Origin of the sequence: Enterobacter cloacae complex sp. SHL009 (assembly GCF_049237205.1) — a bacterium.
Classification (GTDB): domain Bacteria; phylum Pseudomonadota; class Gammaproteobacteria; order Enterobacterales; family Enterobacteriaceae; genus Enterobacter; species Enterobacter cloacae_M.
Genome location: NZ_JBMKIW010000010.1, coordinates 83,329 through 104,908, shown reverse-complemented (window position 1 = coordinate 104,908; position 21,580 = coordinate 83,329). Strand labels below are relative to the sequence as shown.

At 59.2% G+C, this 21,580-nt stretch carries 25 protein-coding genes; 3 read left to right on the top strand and 22 right to left on the bottom strand.

Annotated elements, in window-relative coordinates:
- Window position 1: 1 nt before the first annotated feature.
- From ACOTZC_RS19845 to ACOTZC_RS19755, 19 genes are all read right to left on the bottom strand, one after another.
- On the bottom strand, window positions 2-1,231 hold the full coding sequence (locus ACOTZC_RS19845; protein ID WP_126304201.1) for a beta-ketoacyl-ACP synthase: 1,230 nt from the start codon (window positions 1,229-1,231) through the stop codon (window positions 2-4).
- Complete coding sequence (locus ACOTZC_RS19840) at window positions 1,228-1,959, bottom strand: 3-ketoacyl-ACP reductase FabG2 (protein WP_032662188.1); 732 nt, start codon at window positions 1,957-1,959, stop codon at window positions 1,228-1,230. The genes ACOTZC_RS19845 and ACOTZC_RS19840 overlap by 4 nt, the downstream gene beginning before the upstream one ends.
- Window positions 1,956-2,429, bottom strand: coding sequence for a 3-hydroxy-fatty acyl-ACP dehydratase (locus ACOTZC_RS19835; RefSeq protein WP_126304203.1), 474 nt, complete (start codon window positions 2,427-2,429; stop codon window positions 1,956-1,958). The genes ACOTZC_RS19840 and ACOTZC_RS19835 overlap by 4 nt, the downstream gene beginning before the upstream one ends.
- Window positions 2,426-3,595, bottom strand: coding sequence for a beta-ketoacyl-[acyl-carrier-protein] synthase family protein (locus ACOTZC_RS19830; RefSeq protein ID WP_023309530.1), 1,170 nt, complete (start codon window positions 3,593-3,595; stop codon window positions 2,426-2,428). Before ACOTZC_RS19830 ends, ACOTZC_RS19835 begins: the two co-directional genes overlap by 4 nt.
- A gap of 1 nt (window position 3,596) precedes the next feature.
- Window positions 3,597-4,175 (bottom strand): DUF3261 domain-containing protein, encoded by a 579-nt coding sequence (locus ACOTZC_RS19825; protein ID WP_023309529.1) that lies wholly within the window; start codon window positions 4,173-4,175, stop codon window positions 3,597-3,599.
- Window positions 4,172-6,496: an MMPL family transporter gene (locus tag ACOTZC_RS19820; RefSeq protein WP_421635963.1), complete on the bottom strand. Its 2,325-nt coding sequence runs from the start codon at window positions 6,494-6,496 to the stop codon at window positions 4,172-4,174. Before ACOTZC_RS19820 ends, ACOTZC_RS19825 begins: the two co-directional genes overlap by 4 nt.
- Complete coding sequence (locus ACOTZC_RS19815) at window positions 6,465-7,070, bottom strand: outer membrane lipoprotein carrier protein LolA (RefSeq protein ID WP_126304207.1); 606 nt, start codon at window positions 7,068-7,070, stop codon at window positions 6,465-6,467. Before ACOTZC_RS19815 ends, ACOTZC_RS19820 begins: the two co-directional genes overlap by 32 nt.
- Window positions 7,067-7,489, bottom strand: coding sequence for an acyl-CoA thioesterase (locus ACOTZC_RS19810; protein WP_023309526.1), 423 nt, complete (start codon window positions 7,487-7,489; stop codon window positions 7,067-7,069). The genes ACOTZC_RS19815 and ACOTZC_RS19810 overlap by 4 nt, the downstream gene beginning before the upstream one ends.
- A 3-nt stretch (window positions 7,490-7,492) precedes the next feature.
- Window positions 7,493-9,184 (bottom strand): glycosyltransferase family 2 protein, encoded by a 1,692-nt coding sequence (locus ACOTZC_RS19805; RefSeq protein WP_126304209.1) that lies wholly within the window; start codon window positions 9,182-9,184, stop codon window positions 7,493-7,495.
- On the bottom strand, window positions 9,175-9,528 hold the full coding sequence (locus tag ACOTZC_RS19800; protein ID WP_045403321.1) for a hydroxymyristoyl-ACP dehydratase: 354 nt from the start codon (window positions 9,526-9,528) through the stop codon (window positions 9,175-9,177). The genes ACOTZC_RS19805 and ACOTZC_RS19800 overlap by 10 nt, the downstream gene beginning before the upstream one ends.
- A complete protein-coding gene (locus ACOTZC_RS19795) occupies window positions 9,515-10,876 on the bottom strand; it encodes an acyl-CoA synthetase (protein WP_126304211.1) in 1,362 nt (453 codons plus the stop codon). Before ACOTZC_RS19795 ends, ACOTZC_RS19800 begins: the two co-directional genes overlap by 14 nt.
- Window positions 10,869-11,456, bottom strand: a complete 588-nt coding sequence (locus ACOTZC_RS19790; RefSeq protein ID WP_047173961.1) for a hypothetical protein — start codon at window positions 11,454-11,456, stop codon at window positions 10,869-10,871. Before ACOTZC_RS19790 ends, ACOTZC_RS19795 begins: the two co-directional genes overlap by 8 nt.
- Before the next feature lie 6 nt (window positions 11,457-11,462).
- Window positions 11,463-11,714: an acyl carrier protein gene (locus tag ACOTZC_RS19785; protein WP_126304213.1), complete on the bottom strand. Its 252-nt coding sequence runs from the start codon at window positions 11,712-11,714 to the stop codon at window positions 11,463-11,465.
- A 10-nt stretch (window positions 11,715-11,724) separates the two neighbouring features.
- The gene (locus ACOTZC_RS19780; protein ID WP_008503081.1) at window positions 11,725-11,982 is read right to left on the bottom strand and encodes a phosphopantetheine-binding protein; all 258 of its coding nucleotides are present in this window, start codon (window positions 11,980-11,982) and stop codon (window positions 11,725-11,727) included.
- Window positions 11,963-12,778 (bottom strand): lysophospholipid acyltransferase family protein, encoded by an 816-nt coding sequence (locus tag ACOTZC_RS19775; protein ID WP_239631514.1) that lies wholly within the window; start codon window positions 12,776-12,778, stop codon window positions 11,963-11,965. Before ACOTZC_RS19775 ends, ACOTZC_RS19780 begins: the two co-directional genes overlap by 20 nt.
- Window positions 12,775-13,497, bottom strand: coding sequence for a beta-ketoacyl synthase chain length factor (locus ACOTZC_RS19770; protein ID WP_239631513.1), 723 nt, complete (start codon window positions 13,495-13,497; stop codon window positions 12,775-12,777). The genes ACOTZC_RS19775 and ACOTZC_RS19770 overlap by 4 nt, the downstream gene beginning before the upstream one ends.
- Window positions 13,498-13,566: 69 nt before the next feature.
- Window positions 13,567-14,631, bottom strand: a complete 1,065-nt coding sequence (locus ACOTZC_RS19765) for a methyltransferase (protein WP_032662220.1) — start codon at window positions 14,629-14,631, stop codon at window positions 13,567-13,569.
- 68 nt (window positions 14,632-14,699) lie between these two features.
- Window positions 14,700-15,089 carry a hypothetical protein gene (locus ACOTZC_RS19760; protein WP_023309518.1) on the bottom strand — a complete coding sequence of 130 codons (390 nt, stop codon included), beginning with the start codon at window positions 15,087-15,089 and terminating at the stop codon, window positions 14,700-14,702.
- Window positions 15,090-15,426: 337 nt separating this feature from the next.
- Window positions 15,427-16,476, bottom strand: a complete 1,050-nt coding sequence (locus tag ACOTZC_RS19755; RefSeq protein ID WP_023309517.1) for an AI-2E family transporter — start codon at window positions 16,474-16,476, stop codon at window positions 15,427-15,429.
- A 145-nt stretch (window positions 16,477-16,621) separates the two neighbouring features.
- Here ACOTZC_RS19755 and ACOTZC_RS19750 point away from each other — a divergent pair, with 145 nt between their 5' ends.
- A complete protein-coding gene (locus ACOTZC_RS19750; protein ID WP_047173958.1) occupies window positions 16,622-17,839 on the top strand; it encodes an MFS transporter in 1,218 nt (405 codons plus the stop codon).
- Between the two features lie 4 nt (window positions 17,840-17,843).
- Here the strand turns inward: ACOTZC_RS19750 and ACOTZC_RS19745 are convergent, their stop codons facing one another.
- Together ACOTZC_RS19745 and ACOTZC_RS19740 are read right to left on the bottom strand one after the other, a co-directional pair.
- Complete coding sequence (locus ACOTZC_RS19745) at window positions 17,844-18,401, bottom strand: DcrB family lipoprotein (protein ID WP_023309515.1); 558 nt, start codon at window positions 18,399-18,401, stop codon at window positions 17,844-17,846.
- A 72-nt stretch (window positions 18,402-18,473) separates the two neighbouring features.
- Entirely contained in the window at window positions 18,474-19,139 is a 666-nt protein-coding gene (locus ACOTZC_RS19740; RefSeq protein WP_223605020.1) for a 7-cyano-7-deazaguanine/7-aminomethyl-7-deazaguanine transporter, read from the bottom strand.
- A gap of 167 nt (window positions 19,140-19,306) precedes the next feature.
- Here ACOTZC_RS19740 and tusA point away from each other — a divergent pair, with 167 nt between their 5' ends.
- Window positions 19,307-19,549: a sulfurtransferase TusA gene (gene tusA / locus ACOTZC_RS19735; protein ID WP_008503071.1), complete on the top strand. Its 243-nt coding sequence runs from the start codon at window positions 19,307-19,309 to the stop codon at window positions 19,547-19,549.
- A gap of 64 nt (window positions 19,550-19,613) precedes the next feature.
- Here the strand turns inward: tusA and yhgN are convergent, their stop codons facing one another.
- Window positions 19,614-20,207, bottom strand: coding sequence for an NAAT family transporter YhgN (gene yhgN / locus ACOTZC_RS19730; RefSeq protein WP_003861574.1), 594 nt, complete (start codon window positions 20,205-20,207; stop codon window positions 19,614-19,616).
- Window positions 20,208-20,386: 179 nt separating this feature from the next.
- Here yhgN and asd point away from each other — a divergent pair, with 179 nt between their 5' ends.
- Window positions 20,387-21,490, top strand: coding sequence for an aspartate-semialdehyde dehydrogenase (gene asd / locus ACOTZC_RS19725; RefSeq protein WP_047173957.1), 1,104 nt, complete (start codon window positions 20,387-20,389; stop codon window positions 21,488-21,490).
- Window positions 21,491-21,580 lie beyond the last annotated feature (90 nt).

Below are 21,580 nucleotides of genomic sequence, written 5' to 3'. Positions count from 1 at the left end.
GCTACGCCCAGCGTTTAATGATAATCGAGGTGTTGATGCCGCCAAACGCGAAGTTATTGCTCTGCAGATACTCGCAGTCAATCTGACGGGCTTCTCCCATAATATAATCTAAAGCACCGCATTGCTCATCCGGCTGCGTTAAATTGAGCGTCGGGGCAAACCAGCCTTCACGCATCATCTGCAGGCTCATCCACGCTTCCAGCGCGCCGCAGGCACCCAGCGTATGGCCAAAATAGCTCTTCAGCGAGGAAACCGGCACGCTGTCACCATAGATAGCGGCGGTGGCCAGGCTTTCGGCGATATCGCCGCGATCGGTGGCGGTACCGTGCGCGGAGATATACCCCATATCCCGGCCGCTTAATCCCGCCATGGACAGCGACTGCTCCATGCAAATCTGCATGGTTTCACGCTGAGGCTGGGTGATATGAGCCGCGTCGCAGTTAGTGGCAAAGCCCACGATTTCGCCGTAGATCGTGGCCCCGCGCGCTTTTGCGTGCTCGAGCTCTTCCAGAATCAGGGTGCCTGCGCCTTCTCCAATCACCAGACCATCGCGCTGCGTATCAAATGGCGACGGGGTGTGCTTAGGGGCGTCATTGCGCTGGCTGGTGGCGAACAGCGTATCAAATACCGCCGCTTCAGACGGACAAAGCTCTTCCGCGCCCCCCGCGACCATCACGGTCTGATACCCGTGGCGAATCGCCTCCCAAGCGTAACCAATCGCCTGGCTGCCGGAGGTACAGGCGCTTGAGGTCGGGATGACGCGGCCGCGTAGTCCAAAGAACAGGCCGGTATTCACCGCCGTAGTGTGCGGCATCATCTGGACGTAGGTTGTCCCGGTGATGTTATTGGTGTGCTTTTCGGTGAGCATGGTCGCGAATTCGCTGACCGGACCGGTGCTGCCTGTCGAAGAACCGTAGGCGATACCGGTTTGACCGTTGGTGAGCACCGCTTCGCCAATCAGCCCCGCCTGCTCCAGCGCCAGCTCGGTGGCGCGGGTCGACATCAACGACACCCGGCCCATGGCGCGAATACGCTTGCGGGTGTAGTGTTCCGGCAGCGAGAAATCGTCGATCGGCGCGCCCAGGAGGGTATGCAGGCCATCATACACCTGCCATTCCGGCATTTTACGCACCGCGTTTTCATACGCCAGCAGCCTGCTGGACACGGAATGCCAGTTTTCGCCAAAGGCGGTCACGCCGCCCATGCCCGTAATCACCACGCGACGCGTCATAGCATTCCTCCGTTAATGGAAATGACCTGGCGGGTAACATAGCCCGCGATATCCGACATCAGATAGCTTGCCAGCCCGGCGACCTCTTCAGCCTGGCCCATACGTTTCATTGGGATGATGGACATGGCTTCCTTCAGGGCGGCTTCTTCCATCTCAATCATGCCGGTATCAATCAGGCCCGGGGCAATGCAGTTGACGGTGATTTTGCGTTTTGCCAGCTCAATCGCCAGCGCTTTGGTGGCGCCGATAATGCCCGCTTTGGCCGCGCTGTAGTTCACCTGTCCGCGGTTGCCCATCACGCCGGAGACGGACGATAAGGTGATAATGCGCCCCCCTTTACGGGTGCCAATCATCGGCATAATGCAGGGGTGAATGACGTTATAAAAACTGTCGAGATTGGTGTGGATAACGCTGTCCCAGTCGTCTTCGCTCAGCGCCGGAAAGGCGCCGTCGCGGGTAATTCCGGCGTTGCTGACCACGCCATACCATGCGCCATGGGCTTCAATCTCCTGCTCCAGCACCTCGCGGCACTGTTCGCGGTTGCCCACATCAAAGGCGAGTAAACGACCGTTGCCACCCGCCTGCGTGATGGCGTCCAGCGTCTCCTGCGCGCCTGCGGCATCACGATGGTAATGCACGCCTACGGTAAACCCGTCGGCGGCGAGCTGGCGGGCAATGGCGCGCCCTATGCCTTTGCTGGCCCCTGTGACCAGTACGGAACGACTCATGCGTTAGATCCCTGATTAAAAAGCGATGTTAATTCTTCTGCGCTCGGCTGGAAGGTGTTGACCCGGCCCGTGGCCAGCGTCTCTTCATTAGCGGAAATCGCGCATTCAAAGCTGCCGAAGCGTTCGTCCTGCATCAGCAGCTTAACGGTGATGTCCAGCGTCAGGCCTGCGGCGAAATGCCCGCTGGCGCAGACCAGCTCGCGCGCGCCGAGCACCATGCCCAGCGCGATATGTTCCTGCCCCTGCTGCTGGCGATGCCAGCCCGACCAGACGCCGACGGTCTGCGCCATCAGCTCGAGCGCGAACCAGCCCGGCAGGTCGCCATCGGCATTGAGAAACGGCGCCAGCACGCTTTGCCCGTTGACGGCCACGCGGCAGACCGCCGTGTCGTCCGTAACGTTCTCAACGGACCCCAGCAGCATCATTGGCGCCTCGTGCGGCAAATAGGCTTCGGGTGATAAGTAGCTCATGAGGCTCTCCCCAGCAGGATGCTGGCGTTATTGCCGCCAAACGCGAACGAGTTAGACAAAATGACCGGTTTTTTCAGAGCGGCGCGCTGGTGCAGCAGGCCGCACGGTGCCAGCGTGTCGTCCGGCGCGTAGCGGGCGAAGTCCTGCGGCGGCAACGGCAGATCGCGCGTCAGAATCAGCCAGCTCAGGGCCGCTTCGGTAATACCGGCGGCGCCCAGCGTATGGCCGGTAAGGTGTTTGGTTGAGCTGCACGGCACGCTTTCCCCGAAGAGATCGTGCACCACCTGCGATTCAATCTGATCGTTGAGCGGCGTGGCCGTGCCGTGCAGGTTGATGTAGCCGATATCCTGCGGCTGCATACCCGCTTCGTTAAGCGCCTGCGCGATCGCCCTTATCGCCCCTTCGCCCTGCGGATGCGGAGCGGAAATATGGTACGCATCGCTGGATTCGCCCGTTCCGAGCAGCGCCACGTCGGCGGGCTCCCGGCTCAATACCATCAGCGCGGCGGCTTCACCGATGGTGATCCCCCGGCGGTCGCGACCAAACGGCTCGCAGAGCGTGGGGGAGAAGGATTCAAGGCTGTTAAAGCCGTTGACGGGCATCCGGCTCAGGGTATCGGCCCCGCCGACGATGGCGATGTCCACCAGCCCGGCTTCAATAAGACGTTTGCCGCCGATCATCGCCCGCGCGCTGGAAGAGCAGGCCGTCGAGATCGTATAGGCCGGGCCTTCGAGCTGAAGCCAGTTGGCGAGGAAGCGGGACGGATCGCCAAGCTCCTGCTGCGGATACTGCCAGCGCGTGCTCGCTTCGCCATGGGTCATGCGGCGCACGTGCTCATCGCCCTCATCCAGCCCAGAGGTGCTGGTCCCCAGCACCACGGCCACCCGGTCGCGGCCGACGCGGGCGATAGCCTCGTCAACGGCGGGCTGAATCTGCGCCAGCGCGGCCAGCAGCAGCTGGTTATTGCGGGTGCGGTGTGCGGAGAAGGCGTCCGGGATGGGCGGAAGCTCGCCTTCCACGCCGCCCAGTACGGCTTCGGGTAAACCCTGCAGCCAGCCGGTCCGGGCGTGCATCCCCGGCGCCACGCCTGCCGTCAGGTTCGCGGCAATCTCGTCAGGCGAGTTGCCCAGCGCGTTGACCATGCCAACAGCGGATATATAAATCATCTCAGTCACCCAGATATTGAATGGTGATGTGGTATTTAAAGACGTGTTGCTCGATGCTGATCGGCTCGCGCTTGCCTTTGCGCTGAAGGTAGACAATCTCCGTCACCAGCTTGCCGCTGGCGTTGCGCAGCTCGCGCCGATCGCCATTGTCCGTTAACGTCCAGCCCTTCGGCAACTGTGGCTGCCAGGCGCTAATCGGCCAGTGGCTGAGCATCACATCGGCCAGCACCTGGCTGGCGGGCGGCAGCTGCGGCACGACGATCGACTGCTCGGTATGAATACCGGTCTCATCGTACGTCGCCAGGAACAGGCGAATGCCCACGGAAGAGAGCCCGGCCAGCGTCACCTTATGCGCATCCGCGTTGAGCATCACCAGCAGGGACTGCGTTTGTCCGTTAAAGCTGCCTGTCAGCAGCTGCTGGGAGCTTACCGCCGGGCTGATGCCGGGCGGCGGCAGCGTAACTTTGGTACCCGGCTGGAGCCAGGCCTGAGGACGCGTCTCTTTGGTATCGGTCGAATGGCTGCAGCCCGCCAGCAGCAGCGCCGCGGCCAGCGCAACGGCGCGATAAAAAGCGTTCATTTACGTTTTCTCTCTTTCTTATCCGGCATCGCCAGCGGAGCCAGCAGGAAGGCGGTAAAAATACCGCTCACCAGCACGATACCAAAGCTGCTGATGGCCTGGGTGGCGCTGAAGACGAGCATGCCCAGCGTCAGCAGCGTGGTCATCATGGCCAGCGTAATCGCCAGCATTGAGGTCAGCGGCGTACCGCGCGGGTTGCTGAAAAACAGCGTGTAGTTAATGCCAATGCCGAGCACCAGTACCAGCGCCAGCAGTGAGAACAGATTCACCGGGTGGCCCGTTGCGGCCAGCACCGCCAGGCCGCAGCTCAGCGACAGCACGGACGGCACCAGGCTTATCAGCCCTTTACGCCAGCCGAGGCGCAGCATCGCCCCGCAGGCAATCACCGCCAGCGCGGCAAACAGTAGCCCCGTCAGCAGCGTGCGGTAGAGGGCAAACAGGCTGTCAAAGCTGGCTTTGCGATCGACCCAGACGACGCCGTCATGGCGCGCGGCCAGTTCACCGAGGTAAGCGCTGTTTTTCGCGCCGTCCACCGGCACCAGCACGCCGCTTTCCCCGTTGGGCAGGGTCAGCCAGAGCAGACGCCAGCCTTCGCTGACCGGGCTTTTAAGCCACGCGTCCACGCTGACCGGCATGGCGTCGAGGTTCGGGGATACGGCGCTGAGCCCGGCGCTTTTTAGCACGTTCGTTACCGCAGGAGCAGCCTCGCGCAGCAGCTTCAGATCGCTTTTCTGGCGCGCCAGCGAGTTCAGCGGCAGGGTACGCCAGCGGGCGATCTCTCCGGCTTTCTGCGCCTGTGCCAGCGCCGGGGTAAAGGCTTCCAGCCGCTCCAGCGTTTGCTGAGGCGAGGCGCCATGGACCACAAACCATTTCTGATCGACGCTCTGTCCGGTCAGGGCGGTAATGACCTTCTCCTGCGCCAGAATATCTTTCGGCAGCGCCTGCAGCTGGGCGATGTCGTCGTCCACCCTCAGGGTGCTCATCCCTACGGCGGAGAGCAGCGCCAGCGCGACGGGCAAACCAACGGACAGTTTTTTATTGCGTCGCCAGGCGGCCAGCCAGCGCAGCATGATAACCATCAGCGGAACCGGGCGCACCGGTAAACCCCGGCACAGCCACGGATGCCAGAAAATCACCGTCAGGCAGGAGGCGCTCAGCCCGACGGCGGCGAACACTGCCATCTGGCGGATCCCGGGGAAGGGGGCCAGCATCATAATCAGGTAGGCGGCGACGGTCGTCAGCAGCGCCAGCAGCAGCGCATTGCGTACTTTGGCCAGGCTTTGCCAGGGGGAATATTCCGCGCCGTGCACCATCCGTTCGGTCAGGTAGTAGAGCGTGTAGTCGGCTGAAATACCGATGATGCTCATGCTCATCACCAGCGTCATCAGGTGCAGTTCGCCAAAGAGCAGCAGCGTCACCACCGTACCCGCCAGCGCGCCGATGGCAATGGAGAGCACGCTCAGCAGCAGCGGGCGCAGAGAGCGGAACACCGCCACGATGAGCAGGAACACGCCAAGCAGGGTGGCGATGCCCAGCGTCGAGACGTCGCGTTTGGCCTGCTGGCTGGCGTAATCGCTGTAGAACACGGTTCCGCGGGAAAGCAGCTGCGCCTGCGGGAAACGCGCTTTTAGCCTCTCCTGCAGCGCGTTAAGCGTCGTCACGAGCCGGTGGGTCTGCTGCATATCAAATGACGAGCCCGCCAGCTCGCCGTGCAGCAGATACCAGTAGTTTCCCGCCTCATCCTGTGTGACCAGCCAGCCGTCCATCAGCCGCAGCTTCTGGCCGTTTTGCGCCAGAGCGAGCTGCGAGCCGCGCATCAGCATCAGGGGATCGTTTTGCAGCTCTTTGCCGCTGACGCCGGAAAAGGCCGAATAGAGCTGAGATAAAATCCACTGCGCCTGCGCTTCTCCGCCGTTTTGCAGGCGGGCGCGGGTGGCGGGATCGATCAGGCCATTTCGGTGCTGCCAGAAGAATTCCCCCCAGGCCTTTTGCCCGGCGGCGTCCATCGGGCCTTTGACCTCGCTGAGCGAATCGCTGCTTTGCAGCAGCGCCAGCCACTGCTGCGCCACGCTCGGATCGGGCTCTTTGCCGGGGCTGACCATCCAGACCAGCTGGCGGTCGAGACGCTGCATAAACCCGTCGTTGAGCGTCGGCGGGATCGCCCCCAACGTCTGCTTCGGCAGCATGGCCAGCACGCTGCTGTTCAGACGCGCGCCGGGCAGCAGGGACAGCAGTACGCCCAGCAGAATCAGGCATAGCGTGGCCCACAGCAGCGCCGGGCGCAGGGATTTACGGTGCGGCAAAGCGTTGGCGTTCGTCATCGGTCAGGCTGGCGGGCGTCAGTTGGTGGCGTGAAAGGGCGATATCGGTACGGTCGCCCTGTTTGTCGTTGAGGCGAATCGTCTCCAGATAGGTCGCGCCGCTCAGATCGAGGGTGGCGAAAATCTTGTCCAGCGGCGTCGTTTTTGGCGTAAGCACCAGCGACCAGCGGCCAGCGCCCAGGTCTTTAAAATCGATGCGGAAGTTCTCTTCAAGCACCCTGCGGTCGGCCTGGAACAGGGCCCGCAGAAGATGGTTGAACTGGAACATCTGAGGATTATTGTCGGCGGTGACGGTCTGCGGCGGCTGGCCGTTAATGGCCTGAACCATCCGCTTGTCGTCCAGCAGGAGCGTCATCGGAAACGGCGCTTTTTGATCCCACAGCAGGCCGCTGTCGCGGGCGATCAGCATCTCGCCCAGCGAGCGCAGCGGCTGCGGCATATCTTTTATGGTGCGAACCTGTTCGAAGTGCGCGCGCACGACGGGCTGCCCGGTGAAGCGCTGCTGCAGTTCATCCAGCGTCACGGCGCTGACCAGCGGGCTGACGATCAGCGCCAGCAAAGGCAACCATCTCATGGCGTCACTCCCATTCGTTCAAACAGTATTGCCGGACTCACAAAGCACATTTCGCGGGTGGCTTCTTCCACCGCCACCTGGATGGTGTAACCGGTGGTTGTGCGTTTGCCGGTCTGCGCATCGAAAATTTGATAGGCAATGCGCAGGCGGTTTTCATACTCTTCAACGTGCGCGCGGACGCGAATACGCTGCTCAAAGGTCACCGCATCGCGGTATTTCACCCGGGTATCGACGACGGGCCAGACGTAGCCGGAGGCCTTCATCTGGCGATAGCCATAGTCAAACTGATTGAGCAGCGCCTCGCGGGCGATCTCAAAGTAGCGGAAATAGTTACCGTGCCAGACCACGCCCATCATATCGACGTCGTGGAACGGAACGGTGATCTCGACTTCAGTCGTAAAGCGGGGATCGGTCAGCACCCTTTACTCCTTTTCACTGGACTCTGGCAGATGCCAGAAATCGAAAAAATTAAACCAGTCGAGCGGCGACATGAGGGCGTAATGCTCCAGCCGCTGCGCGTAGCGATCGACGGTATTCTGCAGCGCCTGCTGGCGTTCACCGCGCGGCAGGTGCAGCGGATCTGCAAACGGTTCACAGTGCAGGACGAGCTTACCCTGCTGGCGCAGGGCAAAAATCAGCACCACAGGGCAGCGCAGGATGGAGGCCAGGATAAACGGCCCCTGTGGGAACGGCGCTGGCTGCCCCATAAACGTACTCCAGATCACCCGCCACTCGCCGCCACGCTGCGGATTCACCGCGATGCGATCGCCCACAATCGCGACCCATTCTCCCCGCTCAAGCTTCTCTTTGATGGCAATCGCGGTGTCCGGGCCGATATCGGTAACCGACATCAAATTCACGCCCGCCTGGGGCGCCATTTCGCTCATGATTTGCTTAAAGCGCTGGGCGTTCTCGCTGAAGACCAGGGCGGTGATAGTTTTGCTGCCGTCCAGCTGGGCCAGCGCCCGGCAGGCCTCAACGTCGCCAAGATGCGAGGCCAGCAGCAGCTTGCCCTGCGGCGCCGCGATATTAAGTGTTTCGCTCGCGCCGGGGGCAAAGACCACGTCGCGATCAAACTTCAGCTCACCGCGCCAGCTGGCGACTTTATCCAGCATCGCGTTGCCGAAGCGCATGAAATGGAAAAAGCTGTTGAGCCGCGGGGGAACGGGCATGTTCCGCTGACGCAGCTCTTGCTTCACCCTTCCAATCCACTGCCGCGAGGCCTGCCGCGCCGGACGCGCGATAAGCCAGTACACGCCGATCACTGGCCAAAGCAGCACGGTAAAGGCCCGCCGACCCAGCAGTTTCCAGACGCGCAGCATCAGGCGCATCCCCCACAGACCCTTGACCTCGTCCTGCTGCGCCCAGTGCTGGCGGCGTCGACGGAAAAGCAGGCCGGGCATGCGGGGCAGCATGCCGAAGAAGAGTCGGGTATGCATCAGGGAGATCCGCACGTTATCTTTTAACGCGTCGAAGTGGGACAACCCGTCTTGCGGGTAGGTGACGCGGGTGGGCAGAAAGATGCTGGTGTTGCCCTGCCAGTAGAGACGAACCATCACTTCGGTGTCAAAGTCCATCCGTTTGCCGAGCGTTTCACGCGCTGCCAGCCGCAGCGTGGGCGAGACCGGATAGACCCGAAAGCCGCACATACTGTCTTTAAGCTGCAGGGATAAGGTCTCAATCCACACCCAGACGTGGGTTATCCAGCGCCCGTAGAGCCGCGAGCGTGGAATGGAATCATCGTAAATGGGCTGGCCGGAAATCAGCGCATCCGGGTGGCGCTCCGCCAGCGCCAGCAGTTTGGGGATATCTTCAATGGCGTGTTGACCGTCCGCGTCCACCTGCACGGCGTGGGTATAGCCCGCGCGCGCGCACTCCTCCAGCCCCCTGATGACCGCGGCACCTTTCCCGGCGTTTTGTGCCAGACGGACCAGCGTCATCTGCGGCTGTTCTGCCGCAAGGCGTTCGAGCTCCTGACGGGTGACCGCTTCGCTGCCGTCATCCACCACCAGGCACGGCAGGCCGAACGGCGCGAGACGCGACAGCACGCGGGCGATCATGGCGCCGTGGTTGTAGCACGGGATCAGCACGCAGGGGCGAAAGGTTACTGACATAGCCGAATTTTCCCGCTGCTGGCGGTATGGCGCTCCGCCCCGGCGTGACGCTGGTAGCTGAAGGTCAGCATCTGACGTTCGGCATGCCACTCAAGCACCAGCGTCACCGTGGTTTCCGGCAGCAGAGGCGCCTGGAACTTCACGTTTTGAATGCTGTGAAAGCGGTAGCCCGGCGCCAGTAACGTTGTGGCGTAGTGCATCACCCAGTCAAGCTGCGCAACGCCGGGCAGCAGCGGCTGTACGGCAAAATGGCCCTGAAACCAGAACAGCGCCGCGTCGAGATGCAAAATGATTTCCAGCTTCTCCGGCTGTGTCTGGTGGCGCTCAATTTCAGGAATTTTCATGAAATAACTCCTCTAACTGCGCATAGACACGCTTGTTCATACTGTTTACCGGCATTTCATCGACAATGCGCCAGTAGCGCGGAACGGCGACCGGCTCAAGCCACGGCAGCAGGGCGCGACGCCAGGCGAACTCCTGCGCTTTTTTATCCTGCATATACCCGCGCTGGCGAACCGCTTCGTCCAGAACCAGCAGGGCGCCAATCCCCTGACGGCCTCCGCGCGTGACCGGCAGCGCCGCCGCTTCGCAAATGCCGTCGAGCTCCAGCAGGCGACGTTCGATCTCGTTAAGCGAGATGCGCTTTTCTTCAATTTTGACCACCCGCCCGCGACGACCGGCGATGCTGAACAGCCCCTCGCTGTCGAAGTGCAGGATATCGTCCAGCTGGAGTCCTTCAGCCTCGTGGATCAGTGGCGACGTGACGCGACAGGCGTCATCTTCCTGATGGAAGATAACGCCGGGGAAGGCAAGCCACGGGACGTTATCCTGCTGGCGATGGCGCCAGGCGAGGATCCCGGTTTCGGTGCTGCCATAAATTTCATCCGGGCAGATGTTAAGCCAGCCCGCGGTGGTGGAAACGTCACACCAGGGCAGCATGCCCCCTGCTGAAATCAGCATTCTGACGGGCGGCGCGGGCAGTTCCGTATCCAGGCGCTTCAGGAACGCCGGGCTGCTGATGAACAGGTAATGTCTGTCATGAGGAAGGGCGGCCAGCTGTTCAGCGTAGTAGAGCATCGCGGCATGCAGCGGCAGCCCCAGCGCCATCGGCAATACGATGCGGAATGTCAGGCCGTACAGGTGTTGCGGTACGACCGAGGCGACAACGCTACAGCCGGTCAGACGTTCGCCGAAGCGGTCAGCCAGCAGACGGGCTTCGCGATCCAGGCTGACGATGTGCTTAATCACCCGGCGCGGGGTACCCGTGGAGCCGGAGGTGAACAGCTCAACGAAGCGGCTTTCGTCAATGGCCGGCAGGGGTGCCCAGCGGCTAGCCGTCTGATGGCTGGAGGCCACCACAATCAGCTTGCCATGGAAACCGAGAGTCCGATCGCTCAGAACGCCGCTAAACAACGACTGCTGTTCTTCAAGCTGCGAGACGCGGCTATGGCCGGGGATGACCGGCGTTTTACCGGCATGCAGCGAGGCCAGCAGCGCAACGATAAACAGGTAGCTGTTTTCAAAGCACAGCGCCCAGCGCTCGCCATCCTGCTGACGCAGGGTGTCGACCAGCAAGGTCACGTCGTGGCGCAGCTGGCCAAGCGTCCAGCTACGATCGTCAAGCCAGGCAACGGGCGTATCGTCAGGGCGGGGCGCATTTAACCACTGGCCCAGCGGAAGGGGGTTAGTCATTGTGCATCTCTTTTTTAATCACCCGCTGGCGCACCAGCCACTCTGTCGCCATCAGCGTCCCCATCAGGATGTAGGCCACCATACCGTTCCACAGCGTCCACAGATGCATGTCGCCGTGGAGCACGGTGAACAGCGCCATCGCGCCGTTACCGATGAAAAAGCCGCACCAGACGAGGGTCACCTTGCGGGTATAGCGCACGCCCTCCGGGGGCAGGTTTGGCTCGAGCAGGCGCGCCAGTCGCTCGACCAGCGGCATCGCGGTCCAGAGCGAACCCCCGAACACGGCCAGCATCACGAGATTGACGACCACAGGGTAAAACAGCAGCCACTGGTGGGTTTTCAGCAGGTAGCTTGCCGCGCAGAGCGCGATGCCCGCGAGCGCCACGCACTGCACCACATACCGCATCGGGCCGGAGTTCCGCCGCGCCTGGCGCAGCCGCAGCAGCAATATCAGCGCCATCACGGGCAGCAGCCACGGCAGGCTGTTATGCGTCAGCCCAAATCCAATCAGGAAGGGCCACGCCAGCAGCATCAGCCCCGTCAGCAGTGGGATGACCGGGAACGTCCGTCCACCACGCACGAGGTCTTACTCTTCGCGCAGAAGCTGTTCGACGGCGTCTACCACATCCTGAACGGTACGAACCGACTTGAAGGTTTCCGGCTTGATTTTCTTGCCCGTTTTCTTCTGCAGATGAACAATCATGTCCACCGCGTCAATGCTGTCCAGCTCCAGGTCTTCGTAAAGACGGGCTTCGGGCGTAATGTCCTGCAGGTCGATTTCAAAGAGCCTGGTCAGCAGGCCGCAGACTTCCTGATAAATGGTTTCTTGTTCAGTCATCGTTCACATCTCAGGCGCGTTGAGCGTTGATAAAGGACGCCAGCGTGGCGACGGAAAAGAAGTGCTGGCGCATCTCTTCGCTTTCGGCAGAAAGCACCACGCCATACTGGTTTTTTACCGCCAGACCCAGTTCCAGCGCGTCAATGGAGTCCAGACCCAGCCCATCGCCAAACAGCGCGGCATCGGTATCAATATCCTCTGCGGTAAGCTCGTCCAGATTCAGCGTGGTGATTATGAGATTCTTAATTTCAAGATAAAGCGCTTGCATCATTAATTCCTGACAAAGATTGAAGGCCTGATGTTAATCGATGCTGCAGATGCCGGTTTAACTGCCTTGCCGCCAGCGCCGGTTCTTGTTCATTTGCATCGTAAAATTCGTCGATGTTCACGCGGTCGCGGACATCCACGGTGAAAACAGGTTTTTCTGGCGGTACATCATACCAGCGGCTTTTTTTATCCAGCAGGTGTTCGCTACAGTGGATCAGCACCACCCGCAGATCGCTGTTACAGCGCACGGCGATATTTGCCGCGCCGCGCTGGAGGGAGATAGCCTCGCCAAACCGGGTACGCGTGCCTTCCGGGAAGATTAACAGCGTGTCGCCCTGAGCCAGACGCTGCTGGCTGGTCGCGAGCAGGGGCTCGGCTTCGCTGTTAATCAGGTAATCCGCCGCGCGGATGACGCCGCTGACAAAGGGATTGCGCAGCAGCGCGCTTTTCACCAGGCAGTCGGTTTCGGGCATCACCGACGCCAGAATCACGTAGTCTATTAACGTTGGGTGGTTAGCCACCACCAGACAACCCCGATCGCTGCGCAGCGCGTCAAGATTGTGAATGCGATAGTCCAGTACGCCGAGGCCGCGCGCTACGGTCAGGAAGAAGCGGAAGCTGGCCGCAATGCTGCGACGCGCCAGGCGACGACGGCTGGCGCGGTCGCGCTGGACGATGAGCAGCAGGTTGAACCAGACCAGCGACAGCAGCAGCCCGCCCACGCCAAACAGCGCGAAGCAGAAGCCGGTCATCGCCAGGCGCCATAGCCAGTTAATTCGGGCAGCCAGGCGGTTCATGCGCGCGTCCATTGCCACAGCAAACGTTCGCCGGGCACCACGAACTGACGCTCCTCGCTGAGATAGCGCTGCAGGAACATCAGGCTTTGCGGCAGGGCGGGTTCTTCACCCGTGCTGCCGCTACGGGTTTCACACTGCAATCCGTTGCCGGATTCAATCACCAGCGCCAGCGCGTAGGGCCAGGTGGGCATCTGCGGCGGTAGCGCCGGATGGTAAAATTCCGGCAGCGCGCCGTCAAAATCGACCAGCAGGACGCGGGAATAGCCCGCCTGCAGCAGGCTCAGCACTTCACATAAGGCCTGCTGGAAGGTGTCCAGCCCGGCAGAAATGGATGACGAAACGATGGCCTGGCGTGCGGTAATCGTAAGATTGCCCACCGCGGAATTGTGCACGGACATCGCGAAGTCGGTGGGTGAAACGGACTGCCCGGCCGCCAGGGCATGCAGAATACGGTCGTTGCGCTCCAGCTCGCCGTGGCGGCTGGAATAGACGACGGCATCAATGGCGTGGTTTTGCAGCATGGCAAGACCAATATCCACCGCCAGCTTACTGCCTGAGTTGAGGCGGCGCGCGGTCATCATGGGTAAAGCGGTCAGGCGGGGAAGCGGGGCCGCTGGATCGACGGTCAGCTGCAGGCGTGACCACGCCTGCCACTCTGTGGCATCGCTGAGTCCTGGCGCTCTCGCCTGCCAGTCGATAATGTTCAGTGAAAATTTCATCTACGCGCGTCCGCGACAAAAAAACCGTATTCAAAGGGCAGGCTGGGCCACCCGGGCAGCTAAGCTGCTCTATTGTTCACGTTTGGTGCATATCAGCAGGGTATGACCGACCCCAAGGTTGTCCAGCCGCTGTTCAACGCTGAAACCTGCGCTCTCCAGGTAGCGATAAAACTTCTCTACGCTGTAAAACCGGCTATTGCCATTCGCCATACAGGTGAAATAGAGCGAGGTGGCATTCAGGCTGAAAGAGGCTGCTTCAAATTTCTGAGCATCCCAGAAAAGCTCCATGATGCACAAACGTGCGCCTGGCTTCATGGCCTGTGCGACGCGCGTCAGCATGGCGACAATCTGATCCGGAGAGAAACAATCCAGGAACTGGCTCATCCACCAGACGTCGGCGTCACCCGGCAATGTTGCTGGGCTAAGCATATCGACAGCATGGAATGCAATACGATGAGAAAAACCTGCTTTTGCGATGTTTTCCTGCGCCAGCGCTATCTGCTGCGGCAGATCGAGGATCGTCACGGCAACATTTTCGTCATAGCGGCAGCAGCGTAACGACCATTTACCCGTATTTCCGCCCACATCGTACAATTTTGTCGGCGAGCTTGCGAATATATATGGCAAAGCAGCGTCAAAAGCGGCGTCAGAATAGTAATGATCGAAGGCGAACCAGCTCTCTTTCGCCGGAGCTGGTAATTGGGATAACGCCGGGTAGATGGTTGGCCAGTTGCCAAACACGGCTAATCCGGCCGGTTTTTCCTCCTGCAGGGCGTCCGCCAGGTGAAATAGCCCCTGATAACAAACGTCCTGGGTGAAATCCATATTTACGCGGGTCATTTCGTCGTGTAGTAAAAAATGGCCCACTTTTGCCAGGAAATAACGTCCATTCTGTTGGGTAACGATTCGACCGCTTAATCCCATATCCAGCAGTACGCTGACGCCATAGCTGCCGAGCGTGCTGTGTTCGGTTATTTCCTCGAGGCTTGCCCCCTCTTTTCCTTGTTTATCGAGCCAGGCGAGAACGCCTGAGTTACGCAGACAAAGCGCAGTCTGGAATAACATCGGGGCAAAGGCGATGCGTTGCGCTTCGGTAATGGCATCCAGTGCGCTGAGTGTGTCCTTTTCGTACATTCCTGCGTAACCTTTGAGGGCAATAAAGAGAGGTTATCGGGCCATACGCGGCCCGACTTTAGAAAAAATTACAGCGCGGCGCCAGCGGAGAGGTTCAGCTGAATGTCGTGGTCGAGGTTATTCACCCAGCGGTTATAATTTTTGTGGATTTTACCGTCTGCCGCTTTCAGGTTAAGGCTGTTTTCATAGTTGATTGAATAGCTTGTGGCCGTGTACGGAATACTCACCTGGACCGAGTGATCGCGTGACTGCAGACGCCCCTTAATCATTCCCGGGCCGGTTTCCGTCATGATCCAGTCGCGTTTTTGGCCTGCTTTCAAAATTGCTGTTTTTACCTGATCGGCAGTATGGCCCGCGCTTACAATAGAGTGAACCTGAGCGATTGGGGCGGTACGCGCGCAGCCTGCCAGCGCGCCAACGAATACGGCAGCAGCACACCATTTAACGATCTTTTTCATCAACAACTCCATATCAATAATAACAATTAAAGGCAGTGGTTTTTACAAATAATACTCATCCGGCTTTTTGTTATCGCCAGGTGTAATTTTTAATCAATATTAATGGTTACATTACGTTGAAGCGAAGGCGGGAATAATAACATGGAAAATAAATAAGGATTTCATTTTTTATAATTTGCGTTAAATCATGAATTGCGTTTGAACGTAATGCGCGCGGCGTAATTAAAACCGGAATGAATATCGCCTTAACGCAAATAAAAATACCGCGACGGATTAGGGACGCGGTAATTTACGGTGTATTACTGACGGTTTAAACCTACCTGTACAGGCGGGTCCGTTACCCGGGTAATCGGCTTTTCGGCCTCCCCGGGCCGAGCAGGATCGCCAGCTTGCTGCCGCCTTTGGTGGTTTCCATCCAGATTTTACATACGCTGGTCAGGGGGACCGACAGCAGCATACCGACCGGGCCCAGCAGCCATCCCCAAATCAGTAAGGATAAAAATACCACCAGCGTCGACATGCCCAGACGGTGTCCCATCATGCGCGGTTCAAGAATATTGCCCAGCACCATATGCACGACGAGGAACAGCGCGCCGACCAGCATGCATTCGTAGAAACCGTTGAACAGAAACGCCTGAATCATCGGCGGCACGGCGGAAAGCACCGCGCCAATATTCGGCACGTAGTTCAGCAGAAATGCCAGCACGCCCCACATCAGCGCGAACTGCACGTCCATCAGCATCAGGCCCAGCCAGACAATGACCCCGGTCCAGACGCTCAGAAGCGTTTTCAGCGCCAGATATTTTGAGACGCCCTTCAGTGCCCGGTGTAATCCGGCAATGTGAATTTGTGGGTTGTTCAGCGCAAAGCGCAGCTTATAGGGGACGTGGCGGACTTCGAACAGCATAAACACTACCGTCATGACCAGCAGCAGAATGCTGGCCATCGCGCCGGAAAGCCCCGTCATCAAGGTGGTGGCGTAGGTCATGACCTTCTCGGAGTCCATTCTGCGCAGCATCCGTTCGGGTGAAATATGCAGATTAAGAAAGGGTACCATCTCCTGCAGCGCGACAATTTTACGCGTCAGCTCTTTGTTGTACTGCGGCAGCATGGTGGAGAATTCGCTCAGCGATGCCGCCAGCACGCCGAAGAGCGCCGTCAGGCCAATCAGCATAACAATAACCACAATGGTGATGGCTACCGGGCGGCTGACGCCCCGACGTAAAAACCAGGTGACCAGAGGATTAAGCACGATGGCAAAAAAGAGCGCCAGCAGGAGCTGAACAATAATGTCGGCGGCAGCATGGATACCCGCAAGGATAACCACCAGACAGGCGAGTTTTAATAAGATGTGGAGTCCTGCTTTGTCGGACGGGTTAGCGATCATGCGTGTTCCTTAATATGATGACCCGATAAGTGTAGTGCCCGGGCTTCGCTTCGTCTGGCACCGTTAATCTGAAAGTCGGGGCTGATTTTCTTATTGCGCCGTGGTAATAGTGAAACACTGTTGTAAAAAATCCAGGTAGAACCCCATGCCCGAACCTGCCGCTGAACCGGCACTGAGCGGACTGCGCCTCAATCTGCGCATCGTTTCCGTTGTGATTTTCAACTTTGCCAGCTATCTGACCATTGGCCTGCCGCTGGCGGTCCTGCCGGGCTATGTCCATGACGTGATGGGCTTCAGCGCCTTCTGGGCGGGGCTGGTGATAAGCCTGCAATATTTCGCCACGCTCCTCAGCCGCCCGCATGCCGGGCGCTACGCGGATACGTTCGGTCCAAAAAGCATCGTGGTGGTGGGACTGTGCGGCTGTTTTCTCAGTGGCCTGAGCTATCTGCTGGCTGCCGCAACCGGCCACTGGCCGCTGGTCAGCCTGGCGCTGCTCTGCCTGGGCCGCGTCATTCTTGGCATCGGGCAAAGTCTGGCGGGAACCGGCTCAACGCTGTGGGGCGTGGGGGTGGTAGGCGCGCCCCACATTGGCCGGGTGATCTCCTGGAACGGGATTGTCACCTACGGTGCGATGGCGCTCGGGGCGCCGCTCGGCGTGGCCTGCTATGCGCTTGGCGGGCTGTATGGGCTGGCTATCACCATTATGGCGGTCGCGCTGCTGGCAATCCTCTTTGCGCTGCCGCGTCCGAAAGTTAAGGCCAGCAAAGGCAAGCCGCTGCCGTTTCGGGCGGTGCTGGGGCGCGTCTGGCCGTACGGCATGGCGCTGGCGCTGGCGACCACCGGCTTTGGCGTAATCGCGACCTTCATTACCCTGTTCTACGACGCCAAAGGCTGGGACGGCGCAGCCTTTGCGTTAACCCTGTTTAGCTGTGCGTTTGTTGGCGCCCGCCTGCTTTTCCCTAACGGCATCAACCGCCTTGGCGGGCTAAACGTGGCGATGATCTGCTTTGCGATAGAGATTGTCGGGCTGTTGCTGACCGGAATAGCGATGGTGCCCTGGGTCGCGAAAGTGGGCGTGTTCCTCGCGGGGGCTGGCTTTTCCCTGGTCTTCCCGGCGCTGGGCGTGGTGGCGGTAAAAGCCGTGCCGCAGCAGAACCAGGGGGCAGCGCTGGCGACCTATACGGTGTTTATGGATATGTCTTTAGGGATTACCGGCCCGCTGGCGGGGCTGGTGATGTCCTGGGCAGGCGTGCCGGTGATCTATCTTGCCGCGGCGGGGCTGGTGGTGATTGCGCTCCTGCTGACGTGGCGGCTAAAAAAATGGCCCCCGGTGCAGGCACCGGAGGCCACGTCATCATCGTGAAGCGTTACTGGATCACGATGGTGTTAATGATGTTTTCAGCAGCCGTCTGCGCTTTCTGCTGATCTTCGGCTGGCAGGGTGATCTGCAGGGTCAGCAGTTTGTTATCAACCTTGCCCAGCACCACAGAAGAGTATGCGGTCTGGCCTTTTGCAGAGATGATGCTGTCGAGCTGTTGCAGCGTGTGGCCTTTCAGCTCGATGGATTTATTGGTCACGACCTGCAGCTGAGGATCGCGGCCGCGCTGCTGATCTTCCAGACGTTTGGACAGGACGGCCAGATCTTCGCTGGTGTCGTCGCCCACAATCACAATGACCGCTTTCTGCCCGGTTGCGTCGGAGTAAACGTGCATGTTGTTCGCCTGGGTCCCCAGCTTGCCGCTCTGATCGGTCATATCGGCTGGCAGAGAGAAGCTGAGTTTGCCATCCATCAGATTCACCGGCTGGCCGGTCGCGTTGCTCTCTGCGGATGCGCCCTGAGCAGGCGTTTTCGTGTCGCTGTTATCACAGGCTGCAAGACCCACAACCAGCAGGCCAATCCCGACATATTTAACCAGATTGCGCATTGACTTCTTCCTTTCGATAAACGGCCATAACGGCTCATTCGCTCATCTTATCACAACTGATAAAGCGAACCCTTAACCAGCCTGCAATGCCGTGATTTCAGATTTATCTGCCAGCCTTTTCAGCAGCATATTGAGCAGCACGCCGTACATCGGCAGGAAGAACACAATGCTGATGAGGACCTTGAAGCAGTAGTCCACCAGCGCGATTTCCATCCAGTGTTGAGCCATGAACGCATCCGGGCTGCGCCAGAAGGCGATGAAGAAGAAGGCCAGCGTATCGCTCACGTTACCGAACAGCGTGGAGGCGGTTGGCGCCATCCACCAGCGATGATTCTGACGCAGGCGGTTAAACACGTGCACGTCGAGGATCTGCCCCAGCGCGTAGGCCATAAAGCTTGCGGCAGCGATACGGGCAACAAACAGGTTGAAGTGGGTTAACGCCTCAAAGCCCTGCCAGCTTCCCATATAAAACAGAGACGAAACCACGTACGAGATGAACAGCGCCGGGAGCATGACCGAAAAAATAATACGGCGAGCCAGCGGTGCGCCAAAGATACGCACGGTCAAATCCGTCGCGAGGAAAATAAACGGGAAGCTGAATGCGCCCCAGGTGGTGTGAAAACCAAAGATGGAGATCGGCAGCTGCACCAGATAGTTGCTGGAGGTGATCACCAGCAAATGGAAAAGCGAAAGCCAGAACAACGCTTTTACGCGCTGTGATTCAGAAAACGACGTCATATTGTGACCTTTTTATACGTTGGGGTGAGGGAACCCAATAAAAACCGCAGCATGATACTGCTTTGTCAGGACATTGCAATGGTTAGTTTTTACGCAATCGTTAACCTGGTTTGCATTGATTGCAACCGGGCGTAAACTACAGCCGTTTTTACCAGACCGAGAAGACCATGACCGACCTGTTTTCCAGCCCAGACCACACTCTTGATGCCCAGGGCCTTCGCTGCCCGGAGCCGGTAATGATGGTACGCAAAACCGTGCGCAACATGCAGACCGGTGAAACGCTGCTGATCATTGCCGACGACCCGGCCACGACCCGCGATATTCCCGGCTTTTGTACCTTTATGGAGCATGAACTGGTGGCACAGCAGACCGAAGCGCTGCCGTACCGGTATCTGATTCGTAAGGGGTAGATGGGTAGTCCTCTGCGGCCTGATGCCCTCACCCCGCCCCTCTCCCACAGGGAGAGGGAGAAAGTCATCCCTTCATCCACGCGCGGATCCCGTCCAGGAACATCTGCGTTGCCATCATCACCAGAATCAGCCCCATCAGGCGTTCCAGCGCGTTCACCCCTTTCTCACCCAGCAGGCGCAGGAACAGCGACGACTGCAGCAGGATGATAAACGTCCCGCCCCAGGCGATCAGCAGGGCAATCACCAGATGGCTCATCTGGTTCGGATACTGATGCGACAGCAGCATCAGCGTGGCCAGAATCGTTGGCCCGGCGACGAGTGGAATCGCCAGCGGCACGATAAACGGCTCTTCACCCGCGGGCAGGCCGCTGCTGCTGCCTTCCGCGCTCGGGAAAATCATCTTAATGGCAATCAGGAACAGAATAATCCCGCCGGAAATCGAAACGGTTTCGGCGCGCAGGTTGAGGAATGCGAGAATTTTTTCACCGGCAAACAGGAAGATAAACATCACCAGCAGGGCGATGAGCAGCTCGCGGATCATAATCGCCCGGCGGCGCTTCGGCTCGGTGTGCTTCAGCACCGACATGAAGATAGGCAGGTTTCCCAGTGGATCCATAATCAGGATCAATAAAACCGCCGCGGAAATGATTTCACTCATCTTTAAATTATCCCTGATACTTAGTAGTGTTATTTCGATGATTAGCGCTTTTTCTGATTGCCGGGCAATCATCGATTAATTTCGCTTGCGACTTTGGCAGCATTTTGTAATGTGAAGCATATCCCAGTTCAATACTGGCTTGCACAATCAGCACACACCCTCAGCAGGAAAAAAATGCTATGAAAAACGTTGGTTTTATCGGCTGGCGCGGTATGGTCGGCTCTGTACTCATGCAACGCATGGTTGAAGAGCGCGATTTCGACGCTATCCGCCCGGTCTTCTTCTCCACTTCCCAGCTCGGCCAGGCTGCTCCGTCCTTTGGTGGTACCACAGGCACGTTGCAGGATGCTTACGATCTGGAAGCGCTGAAGGCACTCGACATTATTGTGACGTGCCAGGGCGGCGATTATACCAACGAAATCTATCCAAAGCTGCGTGAAAGCGGCTGGCAGGGCTACTGGATTGACGCGGCTTCTTCGCTGCGCATGAAAGACGATGCCATCATCATTCTCGACCCGGTGAACCAAGGCGTCATCACCGACGGCCTGAACAACGGCGTGAAAACCTTTGTCGGCGGTAACTGTACCGTCAGCCTGATGCTGATGTCCCTCGGCGGCCTGTTCGCGCAGGATCTGGTTGAGTGGGTCTCCGTGGCGACCTACCAGGCGGCGTCCGGCGGCGGCGCGCGTCATATGCGCGAGCTGCTGACCCAGATGGGCCAGCTGCACCAAAGCGTCGCGACCGAGCTGGCAAACCCGGCGTCCGCGATCCTCGATATTGAACGTAAGGTCACTCAGCTGACCCGCAGCGGCGAGCTGCCGGTGGATAACTTCGGCGTACCGCTGGCCGGTGGCCTGATCCCGTGGATCGACAAACAGCTGGATAACGGCCAGACCCGCGAAGAGTGGAAGGGCCAGGCTGAGACCAACAAAATCCTCGCGACCGCGAACACCATTCCGGTTGACGGTCTGTGCGTGCGTATCGGCGCGCTGCGCTGCCACAGCCAGGCCTTCACCATTAAACTGAAAAAAGATGTGTCTATTCCGACCGTGGAAGAGCTGCTGGCCGCGCACAACCCGTGGGCAAAAGTAATTCCAAACGATCGCGATATCACCATGCGCGAGCTGACCCCGGCTGCCGTTACCGGCACGCTGACCACGCCGGTTGGCCGTCTGCGCAAGCTGAACATGGGGCCGGAGTATCTCTCCGCGTTCACCGTCGGCGACCAGCTCCTGTGGGGTGCCGCCGAGCCGCTGCGCCGCATGCTGCGCCAGCTGGCGTAATAATTTGTTAACTACCGGGGGTGATTTTCACCCCTTTTTTTTGCGTACTACATGGAGTAACACGCGTATGTCTTATTTTTTATCAGGAGT